Origin of the sequence: Actinacidiphila rubida, assembly GCF_900110255.1 — a bacterium.
In the GTDB taxonomy this organism is placed as follows: domain Bacteria; phylum Actinomycetota; class Actinomycetes; order Streptomycetales; family Streptomycetaceae; genus Actinacidiphila; species Actinacidiphila rubida.
The window spans coordinates 108,046-124,353 of sequence record NZ_FODD01000025.1 but is presented as its reverse complement, the minus strand read 5'-3'; the positions used below and the strand labels follow the sequence as shown (position 1 = coordinate 124,353).

Annotated in this window: 15 protein-coding genes; 12 read left to right on the top strand and 3 right to left on the bottom strand. The window is 75.0% G+C overall.

Translation table 11 applies throughout. The annotated features are described in order from the left end of the window. Window positions 1–56: 56 nt before the first annotated feature. Window positions 57–1,259 (bottom strand): amino acid deaminase/aldolase, encoded by a 1,203-nt coding sequence (locus BMW99_RS24575; protein WP_069467656.1) that lies wholly within the window; start codon window positions 1,257–1,259, stop codon window positions 57–59. Between the two features lie 179 nt (window positions 1,260–1,438). Here BMW99_RS24575 and BMW99_RS42235 point away from each other — a divergent pair, with 179 nt between their 5' ends. The 4 genes from BMW99_RS42235 to BMW99_RS24555 all read left to right on the top strand — a co-directional run bounded on the left by BMW99_RS42235 (window position 1,439) and on the right by BMW99_RS24555 (window position 6,171). Further along, a complete protein-coding gene (locus BMW99_RS42235) occupies window positions 1,439–2,935 on the top strand; it encodes a hypothetical protein (protein WP_245791606.1) in 1,497 nt (498 codons plus the stop codon). Further along, on the top strand, window positions 2,932–4,107 hold the full coding sequence (mycP, locus tag BMW99_RS24565) for a type VII secretion-associated serine protease mycosin (RefSeq protein ID WP_075017551.1): 1,176 nt from the start codon (window positions 2,932–2,934) through the stop codon (window positions 4,105–4,107). Before BMW99_RS42235 ends, mycP begins: the two co-directional genes overlap by 4 nt. A 76-nt stretch (window positions 4,108–4,183) precedes the next feature. Then, window positions 4,184–4,963, top strand: a complete 780-nt coding sequence (locus BMW99_RS24560; RefSeq protein ID WP_075017550.1) for an SseB family protein — start codon at window positions 4,184–4,186, stop codon at window positions 4,961–4,963. Window positions 4,964–5,319: 356 nt separating this feature from the next. Continuing rightward, window positions 5,320–6,171 carry an MIP family channel protein gene (locus tag BMW99_RS24555; protein WP_079176165.1) on the top strand — a complete coding sequence of 284 codons (852 nt, stop codon included), beginning with the start codon at window positions 5,320–5,322 and terminating at the stop codon, window positions 6,169–6,171. On the opposite strand, the gene BMW99_RS24550 is transcribed toward BMW99_RS24555, so the two are convergent. Then, window positions 6,162–6,512 (bottom strand): DUF1844 domain-containing protein, encoded by a 351-nt coding sequence (locus BMW99_RS24550; protein ID WP_069466419.1) that lies wholly within the window; start codon window positions 6,510–6,512, stop codon window positions 6,162–6,164. The genes BMW99_RS24555 and BMW99_RS24550 overlap by 10 nt on opposite strands. A 352-nt stretch (window positions 6,513–6,864) precedes the next feature. On the opposite strand from BMW99_RS24550, the gene infC reads away from it, so the two are divergent. From infC to pheT, 7 genes are all read left to right on the top strand, one after another. Next, window positions 6,865–7,494 carry a translation initiation factor IF-3 gene (gene infC, locus BMW99_RS24545; protein WP_075017549.1) on the top strand — a complete coding sequence of 210 codons (630 nt, stop codon included), beginning with the start codon at window positions 6,865–6,867 and terminating at the stop codon, window positions 7,492–7,494. A 111-nt stretch (window positions 7,495–7,605) separates the two neighbouring features. Further along, the gene (rpmI, locus tag BMW99_RS24540; protein ID WP_069466421.1) at window positions 7,606–7,800 is read left to right on the top strand and encodes a 50S ribosomal protein L35; all 195 of its coding nucleotides are present in this window, start codon (window positions 7,606–7,608) and stop codon (window positions 7,798–7,800) included. A gap of 98 nt (window positions 7,801–7,898) precedes the next feature. Next, window positions 7,899–8,282, top strand: a complete 384-nt coding sequence (gene rplT / locus BMW99_RS24535) for a 50S ribosomal protein L20 (protein WP_018564305.1) — start codon at window positions 7,899–7,901, stop codon at window positions 8,280–8,282. 289 nt (window positions 8,283–8,571) lie between these two features. Then, entirely contained in the window at window positions 8,572–9,429 is an 858-nt protein-coding gene (locus BMW99_RS24530; RefSeq protein WP_075017548.1) for a TrmH family RNA methyltransferase, read from the top strand. Window positions 9,430–9,479: 50 nt separating this feature from the next. After that, window positions 9,480–10,679, top strand: a complete 1,200-nt coding sequence (locus BMW99_RS24525) for a sensor histidine kinase (RefSeq protein ID WP_079176169.1) — start codon at window positions 9,480–9,482, stop codon at window positions 10,677–10,679. Window positions 10,680–10,827: 148 nt separating this feature from the next. Next, window positions 10,828–11,949 carry a phenylalanine--tRNA ligase subunit alpha gene (gene pheS, locus BMW99_RS24520; RefSeq protein ID WP_069462058.1) on the top strand — a complete coding sequence of 374 codons (1,122 nt, stop codon included), beginning with the start codon at window positions 10,828–10,830 and terminating at the stop codon, window positions 11,947–11,949. Continuing rightward, window positions 11,949–14,444, top strand: coding sequence for a phenylalanine--tRNA ligase subunit beta (gene pheT / locus BMW99_RS24515; RefSeq protein ID WP_075017547.1), 2,496 nt, complete (start codon window positions 11,949–11,951; stop codon window positions 14,442–14,444). Before pheS ends, pheT begins: the two co-directional genes overlap by 1 nt. 226 nt (window positions 14,445–14,670) lie before the next feature. On the opposite strand, the gene BMW99_RS24510 is transcribed toward pheT, so the two are convergent. After that, window positions 14,671–15,294, bottom strand: coding sequence for a TetR/AcrR family transcriptional regulator (locus BMW99_RS24510; RefSeq protein ID WP_075017546.1), 624 nt, complete (start codon window positions 15,292–15,294; stop codon window positions 14,671–14,673). A gap of 83 nt (window positions 15,295–15,377) precedes the next feature. Between BMW99_RS24510 and BMW99_RS24505 the strand changes: the two genes are divergently transcribed. Then, window positions 15,378–16,247 (top strand): ABC transporter permease, encoded by an 870-nt coding sequence (locus BMW99_RS24505; protein WP_075017545.1) that lies wholly within the window; start codon window positions 15,378–15,380, stop codon window positions 16,245–16,247. Window positions 16,248–16,308 lie beyond the last annotated feature (61 nt).

The window sequence follows — 16,308 nt, the reverse complement described above, 5'->3', positions numbered from 1 at the left end:
GAGTGGCGGGGACCCGTACCCGTACGGCCGGGGGCTCGGGTCCGTCTCGACAGGCCCTAGAGGAACGTCTTGCCCTCGCCGCGGTACGTCGGCACGGACCCGGTGATCCGGTCGCCCTCGACCAGGTGCAACTCCGCGAAGCGCTCGCACAGTTCACCGGCCTTGGCGTGCCGGAACCACACCTTGTCGCCGATCAGCAGGTCGTCCGCGGGCGAGCCCAGCAGCGGCGTCTGCACCTCGCCGGCCCCCTCCTGCGCGTCGTACCGCAGGCCCTCCGGGAGGTACGGCTGCGGCAGGCGGTCCTTTCCGGCCGCACCCGACGCGGGGTACCCGCCGCCCAGCACCGTCACGACGCCCACCCCGGGGCGCCGCACCACCGGCAGCGCGAACAGGGCCGCCGGGCGGCCGCTGAACGCGGTGTAGTTGTCGAAGAGCCGCGGCACGTACAGGCCGGAGCCGGCCGCGATCTCGGTGACCGCGTCCTCCGCGGCGGTGTGCTGCACGCTGCCCGTGCCGCCGCCGTTGACGAACTCCAGGTCCGGCACGACCTCGCGCACCGCCCGGACCGCCGCGGCGCGCCGCGCCGCCAGCTCCCTGCGGGCCGCGGACTGCATCAGGCGGATCGCCAGCGAGCGGGCCCGCCGCCCGGCCAGCGCGTCGCCCACGCCCGCGATGTGCCCCTCGTACCCCATGAGGCCGACCAGCCGGAAGCCCGGCCGCCGTGCCACCGCGCCCGCGACCTCGGCCAGCCGTTCCGGCGCGTGCAGCGGGGAGCGCAGCGCGCCTATCCGCAGCCGCCCGGCCAACTTCCGCAGCGACGTGTCCAGTTCGAGGGCGATCCGGATCGTCTCGGTGCCACCGTCGCGGGCCGCGTCGATCAGGTCGAGCTGCGCGGGGTCGTCGACCATGACGGTCACCGCGGCGGCGAGTTTCGGGTCGGCGGCCAGCTCGGCGTACGCGGCCCGGTCGGCCGACGGGTAGGCCAGCAGCACGTCGTCGAGGCCGGCCCGGGCCAGCCACAGCGACTCCGCGAGCGTGAAGGACATCACGCCCTCGAAGCCGTCACGGGCCAGGACGCGCTCCAGGAGCGCGCGGCAGCGCACGGACTTCGAGGCGACGCGGATCGGCTTGCCACCGGCCCGGCGGACCAGGTCGGCGGCGTTCGCGTCGAACGCGTCGAGGTCCACGAGCGCCAGCGGGGCGTCGAGATGCGCGGTGGCCCGGTCGTACCGGGCCCGGTCGGCTGCACGATCGGACATGGCGGAAGCCTGCCAGAGTCGCCTACCCGGCGGTAGGGGTGCGCGGGATGCGTGAGATGCCCGAACCGGCACCGGAGTTGACGAGCACCTGCCGCCCCGGTGGGCTCCGCGGCCCCCGCCGACCCCGTAGAGTGACGCGGAAGCAGCGCACGTACGTACAGGTCACGAGGGAGCGCCGGGTGAGCACCGGAGTGGACAACGGACAGACCCCGCCCTCCCCGTTCCCCACGCTGCATCCCCGGCGCCCCGCCGGCACCCCCGCCGCGGACGAGGCGGCCGCCGACGGCCCCACCCCGCCGATACCGCGGTCCCCGGCGCCCCCGCCCGCCGCGCCCTCGGTGCCGCCGGCCGCACCGGCCGCGCCCGGTGCGGGCCCCGACGCCGCGCAGGACGGCCCCGAACCCGCCGCCGGGCAGGTGCCGCCCCCGGTGCCGCCGCAGCCCCCGCGGCCGCCCGCCGCCGGACCGTCCCCGGCCCCGCCCGCCGCCGGACCGCTGCCGCCCACAGCCCCGCCGCGTCCCGCGGGTGTTCCGCGGCCGCCCCGCCCGCCCGCCTCTCCCGCGACACCGCCCGCCGCGCCGGCGGCCCCGCCGCGGTACGCCGCGGCGGCGCCCCCGCCGCCGCCGGCCGCGCCCTCCGTCCCCCCGCAGTCCGGCTGGGCCGCAGCCCCCGCGCCGCCGCCGTTCCGGCCGGCCGCGGGCATGGGGACCGGCACGGGCGCCGCCCCCGGCACCGTCCCCGGCGCGAGCGCCGACGACGAACCGGTGTGGCCGGACTTCGGCCTGGCGCGGCCGCCGGCCGGCGGCGCCTACACCGGGACCTACTCCGCCCCCCACCCCGGCCCGCCCACCGCCGCGCCCGAGGCGCCGCGCCGCCCCGCCCGCGGCAAGGTGTTGGCCGCCACGGCCCTCGTGCTGGGCCTCGGGCTGATCGGCGGCGCCACCGCGGGAGCCGTCCTCAACCACGGTTCCCGGGCCGCCGCGGCGGTCGCCGACGGCAGCCCCGAGGCGTTCGCCCGGGCGCGGACCGTGTGGCACGAGGTGCCCGTCGACCAGCTGTTCCCGCCGACCCTCGCGCAGTCCGGAGCCGGCCCGGGCGGTGCCGACCGCTCGTGGACGCGGATCGGCGTGTCCCGGCCCGCGGGCTGCGCCGCCGCCTTCGACCCGCTGCTGCAGAAGGTGCTGGCGCCCGTCGGCTGCGCCCGCCTGATGCGCGCCACCTACGTGGACAGCACGTCCTCGACGGTGACCACGGTCGGCCTGCTCGTCGCCTCCGGTGAGGCGAAGGACATGTCCGCGCTCAACCAGCGCTGGACCACCCAGAACCTCGGCGACCGCACCGACCTGCTGCCCAGGACGGCGCCGTTCCCCGGCACGGCCGCCGCCGGGTTCGGGGACCGGCAGCGCGGCAGCTGGGCCGTGCAGGTCTCCGCCGACCTGCCGTTCGTCGTCTACGCGGTGAGCGGCTTCGCCGACGGCCGGACGGTCTCCACCCCGCAGCCCGCCGACAAGGCGGACGCGCAGGGAGCGACCAGCGCGCCCGCGCAGGCCGGCCTCGGCTTCGACGCCACCGCCCTCGCCTCGGCCGTCGACGACCGGCTGCACTCCGCCGTGGGCGCCCTGCTGCACCCCACCGCCCCGACCACCGCCCCCGCGGGCGCGGAGAAGAGCCGATGACCCCGACCCGCCGCCTGCTCGCGGCCCTCGCGGCCGCCGCGGCCCTCACCGTCGCCACGCCCGGCCTCGCCGGGGCCGACGCGGTCCGCAACGCGGACTGGGCGCTCGACGCGCTGCACGCGCAGACCGCGTGGCGCACCAGCCAGGGCGCCGGCGTCACCGTCGCCGTGCTGGACACCGGCGTCGACGCCACCCACCCCGACCTGACCGGGCAGGTGCTCGCGGGCAAGGACGAGGTCGGCTTCGGCGCCAAGCGCGGCGACAGCGCCTGGGCCCGCCACGGCACGGGCATGGCCGCGATCATCGCGGGGCACGGCCACGGCTACGGTGACGGGTCCGGCGTCATGGGCATCGCCCCCAAGGCCCGCATCCTTCCGGTGCGGGTCATCCTGGAGGACAAGGATCCGCAGCGCGCCAAGGCCCGCGCCAGCCGGGGCGACGCGCTGCCCAACGGCATCCGCTGGGCCGTCGACCACGGCGCGGACGTCATCAATCTGTCGCTCGGCGATGACAGCGCCACCGCCGCGCCGGTCGCCGCCGAGGACGACGCGATCCGCTACGCGCTGAGCAAGGGCGTCGTCGTGGTGGCGTCCGCGGGCAACGGCGGCGAGGCCGCCGACCGCTCGTCCTACCCCGCGGCCTACCCCGGCGTCATCGCCGTGGCCGCCGTGGACCGCAACGGCGTGCACGCCGGGTTCTCCACCAGCCGCTGGTACGCGTCGGTCGCCGCGCCGGGCGTGGACGTCGTCATCGCCGACCCCGACCGCTCGTACTACACCGGCTGGGGCACCAGCGCCGCTTCCGCGTACGTCTCGGGCGCCGCCGCGCTGATCCGCTCCGCCTACCCCAAGCTGAGCCCGGCCCAGATCAAGCAGGTGCTGCAGAGCACCACCCGCCACCGGCCGAAGGGCGGCCGCAACGACCAGGTCGGCACCGGCCTGATCGACCCCGCCGCGGCCCTCGCCGCCGCGCGGAAGCTCAAGCCGCAGCCCGCCGTCCCGGTCCCTGTCGCCTACGCGTCCCGCTACTTCGCCCCGGGCCCCGCGCCGGCCCCCGCGCCCGCCGACCACGCACAGCTCCTCGGTGACGGTGTCGCCGCCGCGTGCGCGGCCGCCGGTGCCGCGCTGGTGGTCGCGGCCGGACTTCTCTGGTTCCGCCGCCGCACGGCCTGAGCCCCGCCCGGCGCGTTCCGCCCGGGGCGCCGGGCCCCCGCCCGGTGCCGGGGAAGCGGGCGGATAGGGTTCCCACGTGGCGCTGAAGAACATTCCGGACCCCGGCTTCTCCGACGACGACGGCTCCGCCGATCCGGCACTGGCCGCCGCGCTCGCCGGCTACGCGCAGGCCCGCGCGCGGAGCGGCGGCGGCGCGCCCGCCCAGGCCGAACTGGCCGCGGCGGACGCCGCCGTGGTGGCCGCACTGCACGGCGCCCGCCTGCTCGTCCCGGTCGTGGCCGTGCTGGGGGAGGCGGAGACCGGCGAGGACGGGCTGCGCCGCGAGAAGAGCAGCGACATGGCGGTGCCGGTGATCCAGGCGCCCGACGGCCGGCGTGCCCTGCCGGCCTTCACATCGACCGAGGCGCTGGCCCGCTGGCGGGCGGACGCGCGGCCGGTGGCGGTGCCGCTGCACCAGGCGCTGCAGGCACTGGCCCACGAGAAGGCCGGCACCCTGCTCGTCGACATGGCTGGCCCGGTCGTCTACGAGCTGACCGGGGCCGCGCTGCGCGCCGCCGCCCTCGGGCCCGACCGGCCGGACCCGCTGGACGACCCCGCCGTCCGGGAGGCGCTGCGCGCCGCGGTCGCGGCACAGCCCGGCGTCGCGCGGGCCCACCTGGTCGCCGGCGCCCCGGGCAGCGACGGCACCCTCGGGCTGGAACTCGCCCCCGGCGCCGACGTCCAGGCCACCGGGCGCGGCGTCGCCGCCGCGCTCGCCGGCGACGAGGTCCTGCGCGCCGCCCTGCTCCAGGGCCTCGACCTGGCGCTGCTGCCCCCGGGCGCCGCCGTGCCCGGCGACCTCCTCTTCTCCCGCTGACCGCGCGCGCCCGCCGCTGACCGCGCGCGCCCGCCGCTGACCGCGCGCGCCTGCCGCTGACCGCGCGCGCCGCGATCCGCGTCCGCGCAGGCGCAACCGCATCGCCGCCACGGCACTCTTCGCCGGGGGCGGCACACGAGGGCGCAACTCGACGATCGGTGCTGGTGCCGGTGCCGGTGCTGGTGCCTGTGCCTGTGCCTGTGTCGCTGTCGGCGACGGAAACGACGGCGACCGCGACGCGCGGTGCGCGCAATCCGCCGCATTTCGACCGTTTCGGGCGAGATTGGCAGAAGATGTGCGGTCGTTGCGCCCGGCCCACAATGCAGGGGCAGGCTTGATCATCACGAGGAGGCCCGATGGACACGCGAACCGTCGTCCCGCTGGACACGCGCACCGTCACCTGCGAGTTCCTCGGCACCCTCCTGCTGGTGTTCTTCGGGGTGGGCTCGGCGGTGCTGTCGGGTGAGTACATCGGGACCCTGGGGATCGCGCTGGCCTTCGGCTTCGTGCTGCTGGCGCTGTGCTACACGATCGGCCCGATCTCGGGCTGCCATGTCAATCCCGCCGTCACGCTCGGCATGCTGGTGGCACGGCGGATCGACCTGCGGCGTGCGGTGGAGTACTGGGTCGCGCAGATGCTGGGCGGGATCGCCGGCGCCGCGCTGCTCCTGCTGGTGGCCAAGCAGGTGCCCGGGCTCAAGGTGCACGGCGCGTTCGGCACCAACGGCTACGGGTACCGCTCGGCGGTCGGGATCTCCATCTTCGGCGCGTTCGTCGCCGAACTGCTCCTGACCTTCCTGCTGGTCTTCGTGTTCCTCGCGGTCACGCACCGGATCGCCGTGGTGGGCTTCGACGGGCTGCCCATCGGCCTGGCGCTCGCCGTCATCCACCTGGTCGGCATCCCGCTGACCGGCACCGGGGTCAACCCGGCGCGCAGCTTCGGGCCCGCGGTGTTCGCCGGGAGTCCGGCGCTGACGCAGGTGTGGCTGTTCCTGATCGCCCCGCTGGCCGGCGGGGCGCTCGCGGCCGTCGTCCACGAGCTGACGCACCCGGCGCTCACCGCGCTGCGGGCGGCCCGCACCGCGGCCATCGAGGCGGAGGAGGCGGAGGCCTTCACGCGCGCCGAGGCCGGCGGCGGGGCGGGGCCGGGCGGTGACGGGGGCTCAGCCGGGGGTGCCGGTGCGGGGACCGGGCCGGCTCAGCCGTAGACGGGACCGGTGAACTTCTCGCCGGGACCCTGACCCGGAGCGTCCGGCACCAGCGACGCCTCGCGGAACGCCAGCTGCAGCGACTTCAGGCCGTCCCGCAGCGGTGCGGCGTGGAACGAGCTGATCTCGGTGGCGCTGGCGGTCACCAGCCCGGCCAGTGCCTGGATGAGCTTGCGCGCCTCGTCCAGGTCCTTGTGGTCCGCGCCCTCCTCGGCCAGACCCAGGTTCACCGCGGCGGCGCTCATCAGGTGCACGGCCACGGTGGTGATCACCTCCACGGCGGGAACGTCCGCGATGTCGCGGGTCAGGTCGTCGAAGCCGGGGGTGGGTGCGTCGCTCATGCGACACACGATATGCCCCGTCCGGCCGATTACGGGCTTTGACCCCACGCTGCTATGCTGGGTGAACGACCGGTCGGGCACCTGTGTGTCCGACCCTCAAGTGGAGGCTCCGATCTCCCACCTGGTCGACCGTTCAGGTCGACGGGTTCCGGTCAGACGGTACGGCTCAGCACCGCTGATGCACCACCGTCCGATGCGCCCCGCGGAATAACGCGGCGGTGCTCCCGGTTGTGAGGAGCCCCGCCTGTGTCCCGTATGGGGCGTTTTTCACGCCCGGGGTACGGGGTCGGACGAAGACAGACTCAGCGCGGCTGTCGGCCAGTCAGCCGCGTGGTGCAACCGAGGAGGCCCCATCAGCGCCGAGCCCCGCATCAACGACCGGATTCGCGTTCCCGAGGTGCGACTTGTCGGTCCCAGCGGCGAGCAGGTCGGCATCGTGCCGCTTGCCAAAGCCCTGGAGCTTGCGCAGGAGTACGACCTGGACCTGGTCGAGGTCGCGGCGAACGCCCGTCCGCCCGTGTGCAAGCTCATGGACTACGGGAAGTTCAAGTACGAGTCGGCCATGAAGGCCCGTGAGGCGCGCAAGAACCAGGCGCACACGGTCATCAAGGAGATGAAGCTCCGGCCGAAGATCGACCCGCACGACTACGACACCAAAAAGGGTCACGTCGTCCGGTTCCTCAAGCAGGGCGACAAGGTCAAGATCACGATCATGTTCCGTGGACGCGAGCAGTCCCGGCCGGAACTCGGATACCGGCTGCTGCAGCGCCTCGCGGAGGACGTCACGGACCTCGGGTTCATCGAGTCGAACCCGAAGCAGGACGGCCGCAACATGATCATGGTCCTCGGTCCGCACAAGAAGAAGACCGAGGCGATGGCCGAGGCCCGCGAAGCCCAGGCCGCCCGCAAGGCCGAGCGTACGGGCGAGATCGGCGAGGCGCCGGCCGGTGAACCGGCCGAGCCGCCGGCCGACGCCGGCTGAGACGAAGGACATCCCGGAGCCCGGCGGGCTCCGGGTCGGTAATGCAGGACTGACGCTCTCCGCACGCCCACCGGCGGACGGGAGGGCCAGCGACGAGGAGATCACGGCGCCATGCCGAAGAACAAGACGCACAGCGGTACGAGCAAGCGCTTCAAGATCACCGGCTCCGGCAAGGTGCTCCGCGAGCGCGCCGGCAAGCGCCACCTGCTCGAGCACAAGCCGTCCAGCAAGACGCGGGCGCTGACCGGCACGGTCGAGGTGGCCCCGGCGGACGCCAAGAAGGTCAAGAAGCTTCTCGGCAAGTGACCGCCGCGCCCCTCCCGGGGCGCGCCGTCCCGATCCGGGACCCCATTCGCTTTCGGACCGCGTGAGCACACCCGCGGTCCCCTAGAAGGAGTCATCAAGTGGCACGCGTCAAGCGGGCAGTCAACGCCCAGAAGAAGCGCCGGGCGATCCTGGAGCAGGCCAGCGGTTACCGCGGTCAGCGTTCGCGCCTGTACCGCAAGGCCAAGGAGCAGGTCACCCACTCCCTGGTCTACAACTACAACGACCGCAAGAAGCGCAAGGGCGACTTCCGTCAGCTGTGGATCCAGCGGATCAACGCCGCTGCCCGCGCCAACGGCATCACCTACAACCGCTTCATCCAGGGCCTGAAGGCCGCCAACGTCGAGGTGGACCGCAAGATCCTCGCCGAGCTGGCGGTCAACGACGCGAACGCGTTCGCCGCGCTCGTCGAGGTCGCCCAGAAGGCGCTGCCCTCGGACGTGAACGCCCCCAAGGCGGCGTGACGCCCCACCGGCGCGCACTGCGACCCACGCACTGCGACGACCCCAGGCCCGCGGCGGGTGCGACGACACCTCCGCGGGCCCGTGGTCTGTGCGCGGCCGGTCGCGCCGGTTCCGTACGAGCCGCTGCGACCCGTCACGCGCGGACCGCACCCGACCGGTGCGCCCTGCGTGCTTCCCGCACCTGACCAGTGCCCCTGCGTGCTCCCCGCACCTCCCCGAGAACGCACCCCGAGCACCGGGGCCGAGAAGCGCCCTGAGGCGTGCCCCCGAGAAGTGAGTGATCCATTCCGTGGCCACCCCCGAGCTGACCTCCCTGCGATCCGCGCGGGTGACCGCCGCGCACCGGCTGGCCAAGCGCAGCTTCCGCGGGAAGGAGCGGCGGTTCCTCGCCGAGGGACCCCAGGCCGTACGGGAGGCGGTCGCGCACCCCGGTGGCGATGCCGGGCGCACCCTGATCGAGCTCTACGCCACCCCTGAGGCCGCCGAGCGGCACGCCGACCTGGTGGCCGCGGCCCGCGCCGCCGGAGCGCCGGTGCTCACCGCCACGCCCGAGGTGATCGCGGAGATCTCCGACACCGTCACCCCGCAGGGCCTGGTGGGCGTCTGCCGCTTCCTCGACACGCCGTTCGACGAGGTGCTCGCCGCCCGGCCGCGGCTGGTCGCCGTCCTCGCGCACGTCCGCGACCCCGGCAACGCCGGCACCGTGCTGCGCTGCGCCGACGCGGCGGGCGCCGACGCGGTGGTGCTCACCGACGCGTCCGTCGACCTGTACAACCCCAAGGCCGTGCGGGCCTCGGCCGGCAGCCTGTTCCACCTGCCGGTCGCGGTCGGCGTGCCGGTCGCCGACGCGGTGGCCGGACTGCGCGCCGCCGGCGTGCGCGTGCTCGCCGCGGACGGCGCGGGCGACCGCGACCTGGACGCGGAGCTCGACGAGGGGGCGATGGGCGGGCCGACCGCCTGGATCTTCGGCAACGAGGCGTGGGGCCTGCCCGAGGAGACGAGGGCGCTCGCCGACGCGGTGGTGCGCGTCCCCATCCACGGCCGCGCCGAGAGCCTCAACCTGGCGACGGCCGCCGCGGTCTGCCTCTACGCCTCCGCCCGGGCGCAGCGCGCGCCCGGAGGGTGCCGCAGCGTCACCTCGACCTAGTAGGGTGGCGGCCCTGGTGCCCTGAGAGGGGGGTGGCGGGCATGGACGTCATGCCGCAGAACGGCACACGCGGCACGCGCGCGGGCCGGGCCGCGGAGCCCCCAGGTGCCCGCGGCCCCCTCGACGCGGCCGGCCCCCTCGGCGCCGACGCGAGCCGCGCCCCGGCCGACCCCGCGGCCCCCGTGGTCCCCGCCGTCCCCGTCGACCCCGACGACCTGCCCGACGGCCTGCTGGTCGCCGACGCGAACGGCCGCGTGGTGTGCTTCAACGCCGCGGCCGCCCGGATCACCGCCCTGCGTCCCGCCGACGTGCTGGGCCGCCCCGTCGAGCAGGTCCTGCCGCTGGAGGACCTCGAGGGCCGTCGCTGGTGGACGCTGACCCGGCCGTACACGGGCCTGGCCATCCGCTCCGGGCACCCCGAGCGCAACCTGCTGCTGCCCGGCGGGCGCGAGGTGCTGGTCGCCGCCCGCTACGTCCGCGACCGACCGACCGGGCCCGTGCTGCGGCTGGTCGTCACCCTGCGCGGCACCGAGGCGCGGCGCCGCACCGAGCGCAGCCACGCCGAGCTGATCGCCACCGTCGCCCACGAGCTGCGCTCCCCGCTCACCTCGGTGAAAGGGTTCACCGCGACCCTGCTCGCCAAGTGGGAGCGGTTCACCGACGACCAGAAGAAGCTCATGCTGGAGACCGTCGACGCCGACGCCGACCGGGTGACCCGGCTGATCGCCGAGCTCCTCGACATCTCGCGGATCGACTCGGGCCGGCTGGAGGTGCGCCGCCAGCCGGTGGACATCGCGGCGGCCGTGCGGCGCCACGTCGAAGGCCACGTCGCCGCGGGACAGTCCGCGGACCGGTTCCGGGTCCGGGTCAGCCGTCCGCTGCCCGCACTGTGGGCCGACCCGGACAAGGTCGACCAGGTGCTGGCGAACCTGCTGGAAAACGCGGTGCGGCACGGCGACGGAACTGTCACCATCGACCTAGCGCCTTCGTCGGCCCCGCGGGAGCACCGGTCCACCGGTACCGCGGTGACCGTCAGCGACGAGGGCCCGGGCATTCCGGAGGAGTCCATGAGCCGCGTCTTCACCCGCTTCTGGCGGGGCAGCAAGCGCGGTGGCACCGGTCTCGGCCTGTACATCGTCAAGGGCATCGTCGAGGCCCACGGCGGCACCATCGCGGTCGGCCGCGCCCCCGGCGGCGGCGCCGAGTTCCGATTTATCCTGCCCGTCGGGGCCCCCGCGTACCTGGTCTGAGCCGCCACCGGCCGCCGGACCCGGAACGGGACCGCTCCGACGGGCGCCGCCGCCTGCCAGGAAGCGGGCTCTCCGCAGGCCAGTAGACTCATCCTTTGGCATGTGTCCGGTCGGGCAGAGCCAGTCATCCAATTCGGAACGGGAAGAGATGTCGGCACCGAACAAGTCGTACGACCCTGTGGAAGTCGAGGCGTTGAAGCCGGAAGAGATCGAGCGGATGCGCGACGAGGCACTGGCCGCGATCGCGGCGGCCCCCGACCTGGACGCCCTCACGCACGTGAAGACCGCGCACGCCGGCGGCGCCTCGCCGCTGGCGCTCGCCAACCGCGAGATCGGCGCGCTGCCCCCCCAGGCCAAGGCCGAGGCCGGCAAGCGTGTCGGCCAGGCCCGCGGCGCCGTCAACCAGGCGTTCGCGGCGCGCCAGACCGAACTGGAGGCCGAGCGGGACGCCCGGGTGCTGGTCGAGGAGGCGGTGGACGTCACGCTGCCCTACGACCGCGTCCCGTCCGGCGCCCGCCACCCGCTGACCACGCTCTCCGAGCGCATCGAGGACGTCTTCACGGCCATGGGCTACGAGGTCGCCGAGGGCCCCGAGGTCGAGGCCGAGTGGTTCAACTTCGACGCGCTGAACTTCCCGCCGGACCACCCCGCGCGCGAGACCCAGGACACCTTCTTCGTGAAGGGCCCGGACGGCGGCGACCAGTCCGGCGTGGTGCTGCGCACCCACACCTCGCCGGTGCAGGTGCGCGCGATGCTCGAGCGCGAGCTGCCGGTGTACGTGATCGCGCCGGGCCGCGTCTACCGCTCCGACGAGCTGGACGCCACCCACACCCCGGTGTTCGCGCAGGTCGAGCTGCTGGCGGTGGACGAGGGCCTGACCATGGCCGACCTCAAGGGCACGCTCGACCACATGGTGGTGTCCCTGTTCGGCGAGGGCATGACGACCCGGCTGCGGCCGAACCACTTCCCCTTCACCGAGCCGTCCGCCGAGATGGACATGGTCTGCTACGTCTGCCGCGGGGACTCCGTCGGCAACCCCGACCGGCCGTGCCGTACCTGCTCCTCCGAGGGCTGGATCGAGCTGGGCGGCTGCGGCATGGTCAACCCCAAGGTGCTGACCGCCTGCGGCATCGACCCGCAGAAGTACAGCGGATTCGCGTTCGGCTTCGGCATCGAGCGGATGCTGATGTTCCGCCACAGCGTCGAGGACATGCGAGACATCGTCGAGGGTGACGTGCGCTTCACCCTTCCGTTCGGGATGGAGATCTGATGCGGGTCCCGCTTTCTTGGCTGCGGGAGTACGTCGACCTGCCCGCCGGTGTCACCGGCCGCGACGTCCAGGCCAAGCTCATTTCCGCCGGCCTGGAGGTCGAGGCCGTCGAGCAGCTCGGCGCCGGGCTCACGGGCCCGCTGGTCGTCGGGCAGGTGCTGACCATCGAGGAGCTGGAGGGCTTCAAGAAGCCGATCCGGTTCTGCACGGTCGACGTCGGCGACGCCGGGGGCAGTGGCGCGCCGCAGGAGATCGTCTGCGGCGCCCGCAACTTCGAGGTCGGCGACAAGGTCGTCGTGGTGCTGCCGGGCGCGGTGCTGCCCGGCGGCTTCGAGATCGCCGCCCGCAAGACGTACGGCCGCACCTCGCACGGCATGATCTGCTCTGCCAGCGAGCTGGGCATGAGCGACGACCACGACGGCATCATCGTGCTGCCGCCGGAGCACGAGGTCGGCACCGACGCGATCGCCCTGCTGGAACTGGTCGACGAGGTCCTCGACATCGCGGTCACCCCCGACCGCGGCTACGCCCTGTCGCTGCGCGGCGTGGCGCGCGAGACCGCCATCGCCTACGGGCTGCAGCTCGGCGACCCGGCGCTCATCGACGTGCCCGCACCGAACTCCGCGGGCTACCCCGTGCAGGTCTCCGACCCGTACGGCTGCGACCGCTTCACCGCGCGCACCGTCACCGGGATCAACCCCGAGGCCCACTCGCCGCTCTGGCTCCAGCGGCGGCTGCAGAAGGTCGGCATGCGCCCGATCTCGCTCGCCGTGGACATCACCAACTACGTGATGTTCGAGGTCGGCCAGCCGCTGCACGCCTACGACCGGTCCCGGCTGACCGGCCCGATCGGGGTGCGCCGCGCGGAGGCCGGCGAGAAGATCACCACGCTGGACGGCGCCGAGCGGGTGCTGGACGCCGAGGACCTGGTCATCACCGACGACTCGGGTCCGATCGGCATCGCCGGCGTCATGGGCGGCGCCCACACGGAGATCGCCGAGTCCGGCGCGGACTCCGGCACCACCGAGATCGTCATCGAGGCCGCGCACTTCGCGCCGGTCTCGATCGCCCGCACCGCGCGGCGCCACAAGCTGGCGTCCGAGGCGTCCCGCCGCTTCGAGCGGGGCACCGACCCGCAGGCCACCTCGGCCGCCGCGCAGCGCGCCGTCGACCTGCTGGTGCTGCTCGCCGGCGGCAAGGCCGACGCGGGCGTCACCGAGGTCATCTCGCCGTCCGCGCCGCGGACCGTCGCGATGCCCGCCGACCACCCCGACAAGGTGGCCGGCACCGAGTACGGCCGCGAGACGGTCGTCCGGCGCCTCCAGGAGATCGGCTGCGACGTCTACGGCTCCGACGAGCTGATCGTCACCGTGCCGAGCTGGCGGCCCGACCTGGCCTTCCCCAACGACCTCGCCGAAGAGGTCATCCGGCTGGAGGGCTACGAGAACCTGCCCTCGACGCTGCCGCGGCTGCCGTCGGCCCGCGGGCTGACGGAGTCGCAGCGGCTGCGCCGCCGCGTCGGCCGGGCGCTGGCCGGTGCCGGCTACGTCGAGGCGCCCAGCTACCCGTTCGTCGGCGCCGAGGTCTTCGACCAGCTGGGCCTGGACGAGGACGACGCGCGGCGCCGTACCGTCACCCTCGCCAACCCGCTGTACGACACCGAGCCGTCGCTGCGCACCACGCTGCTTCCCGGACTGCTCGCCACGCTGCGCCGCAACCACGGGCGCGGCGCGCCGGACCTGGCGCTCTTCGAGACCGGCCTGGTCTTCCAGCCGTCCGGTGAGGCCGTCGTGCCGCCGCGACTTCAGGTGGACCGCCGGCCGACCGACGAGGAGATCGCGTCGCTGGAGGCGGCGCTGCCGCACCAGCCGCGCCGGGTCGGCGTCGTGCTGTCCGGCGCGCGCGAGCAGGCCGGCTGGTGGGGCAAGGGCTACCCGGCGAGCTGGGCCGACGCGGTCGAGGCCGGGCGGACCGTGGCGCGCGAGGCCGGCGTCGAGCTGACCGTTCGGCAGGAGCAGTACGCGCCGTTCCACCCCGGGCGGTGCGCGGTGCTGCTGGCCGGCGAGCAGGTCGTCGGCCACGCCGGCGAGCTGCACCCGCGCGTCGTCAAGGCGCTCGGGCTGCCCGAGCGGAGCTGCGCGATGGAGCTGGACCTCGACCTGCTGGAGGCGGCGGGCGGCGACGGCGTGACGGGCCCGCGGGTCTCGACGTTCCCCGTCGCGACGCAGGACGTGGCGCTCGTCGTGGACGCGTCCGTGCCGGCCGCCGACGTGGAGCGTGCGCTCCGCGACGGCGCGGGTGAACTGCTCGAGGCCGTCCGGCTGTTCGACATCTTCACCGGTCCGCAGATCGGCGAGGGCCGCAAGTCCCTCGCGTATGCGCTGCGCTTCAGGGCGCCGGACCGCACGCTCACGGCCGACGAGGCGTCCGCCGCGCGCGATGCCGCGGTGGCCGCGGCATCGGAGCGGACGGGGGCGAGCCTGCGCGGGGCGTGACGCCTCCCGCTCCGGGTTCCTCCACCGCCCGGGTGGGCCGGTCGCTTCGGCGGCGGGCCCGCCCGGGCGGTGGTGCGTCCGGGCCGTGTGGCCGGCTCGCCGCCGCCGCGCTCCTGGAGCGGCGTGGGGGGCACCTCCGGGCCGAGGGCCGCGGGACTGCGCGCCCCTCGGCGCCCGGGGTGCTCTCCGGTGATCCGCCGGCCGGCCGCGTCCCCGGCGGGGCGGGTCAGGAGGTGGTGAGGGCGGCGGTGGTGGCCCTGGCGAGATGGTCGAGGGTGGGCGGGGGGAGGGGCGCGCGCATCACGGAGACGTGCCAGTAGAGCGGGCCCGCGAGCAGGTCGAGGGCGAGACCGGGATCCGTGGTGGGGGCGAGCTCGCCGCGGGCGACGGCCTGGCGGACGACCGCCTCCGCGATCCCGCCGTACGTCCCGCGCAGCGCCGACCGCAGCGCCTCCGCCATCTCGGGGCTGCGCGCCGCCTCGGCGAGCAGGTCGGGGACGATCTGCGCGGCCACCGGATGGCCGAGTGCCCGCGCCGCCACCTCCAGCACTTCCCGCACGTCGCCGTGCAGCGTGCCGGTGTCCGGCACCGGCAGCCCGCCGGCCGCCACGGCCGGCACCAGATCCAGCACCAGCGGCAGCTTCGACCGCCACCGGCGGTACACCGCGGCCTTGCCGACACCGGCCCGGCGGGCGATGCCCTCCATCGACATCCGCCCGTACCCGACCTCCGCCAGCTCGGCGAAGACCGCCGCGCGGATCGCGTCCGTCACGTCCTCGCGCAGCACCGCCGCGCCCGCCGGCGCCCGACGCTGCGCGCCGCCGCCCGCCGCGTCCCGTTCCGTCGTCATGGCACGAGCCTAGCGCAGCGTCGTGACGGCGACGTAACGACGGAACGGTTGCGTTCCGTCGTGGTTCTGCGTACGGTCGGCCCATGTCCGCTTCTCCCGCCGCGGTTCTCGCGGCCAGCCACGGCCTGTCGGTGAGCGGCGCCCGGCCGGGCCCGGGCGCCTACGCCCGCCAGCTGTGGGCGCGCCGCCACTTCATCACCGCGCTGGCCGCCGCCCGCCAGTCCGCCCTGTACTCGGGGGCCCGGCTCGGCCAGCTCTGGCAGGTGCTCACCCCGCTGCTCAACGCGGCCGTCTACTTCCTGGTCTTCGGGATGCTGCTGGGCGCCGGCCACGGCGTCCCGGACTACATCCCGTTCCTGTGCACCGGCGTCTTCGTCTTCACCTTCACGCAGTCCGCCGCGATGTCCGGCGCCCGCTCGCTCACCGACAACCTCGGCCTGGTCAGGGCCCTGCACTTCCCCCGGGCGAGCCTTCCGCTGGCCGCCACGCTGCTGCAGCTCCGGCAGCTGATGCTGGCCCTGGGCGTGCTGGCCCTGGTGCTGGTGGCCGACGGGGTGCCGGTCACCTCCCGGTGGCTGCTCGCCGTCCCCGCCCTGGTGCTGCAGTCGGTGTTCAACGCCGGGCTGGCCCTCGCCCTGGCCAGGGTCGGGGCGCGCACCACCGACTTCGCCCAGCTGCTGCCGTTCCTGCTGCGCACCTGGATGTACCTCTCGGGGATCTTCTACGACCTGTCGAAGATCACCGCGGGCGCCCCGCATCCCCTGGTGCGGCTGCTGGAGACCAATCCGGCGCTGATCTATGTGAGCCTGATGAGGTACGCCCTGATCGACACGGTGACCGGGGCCCGCCTGCCGCCGCACGTGTGGCCGCTCGCACTGATCTGGGCGACTGTGGCGGCAGGTGCCGGGTACGCGTTCTTCTGGTCGTCCGAAGAGGAGTACGGACGTGGCTGAATCCTCCGCCGAGCGGGCGGCGGCCGACAGCGGCACGGCGCGGCAGCAGCCGCCCCTCGCC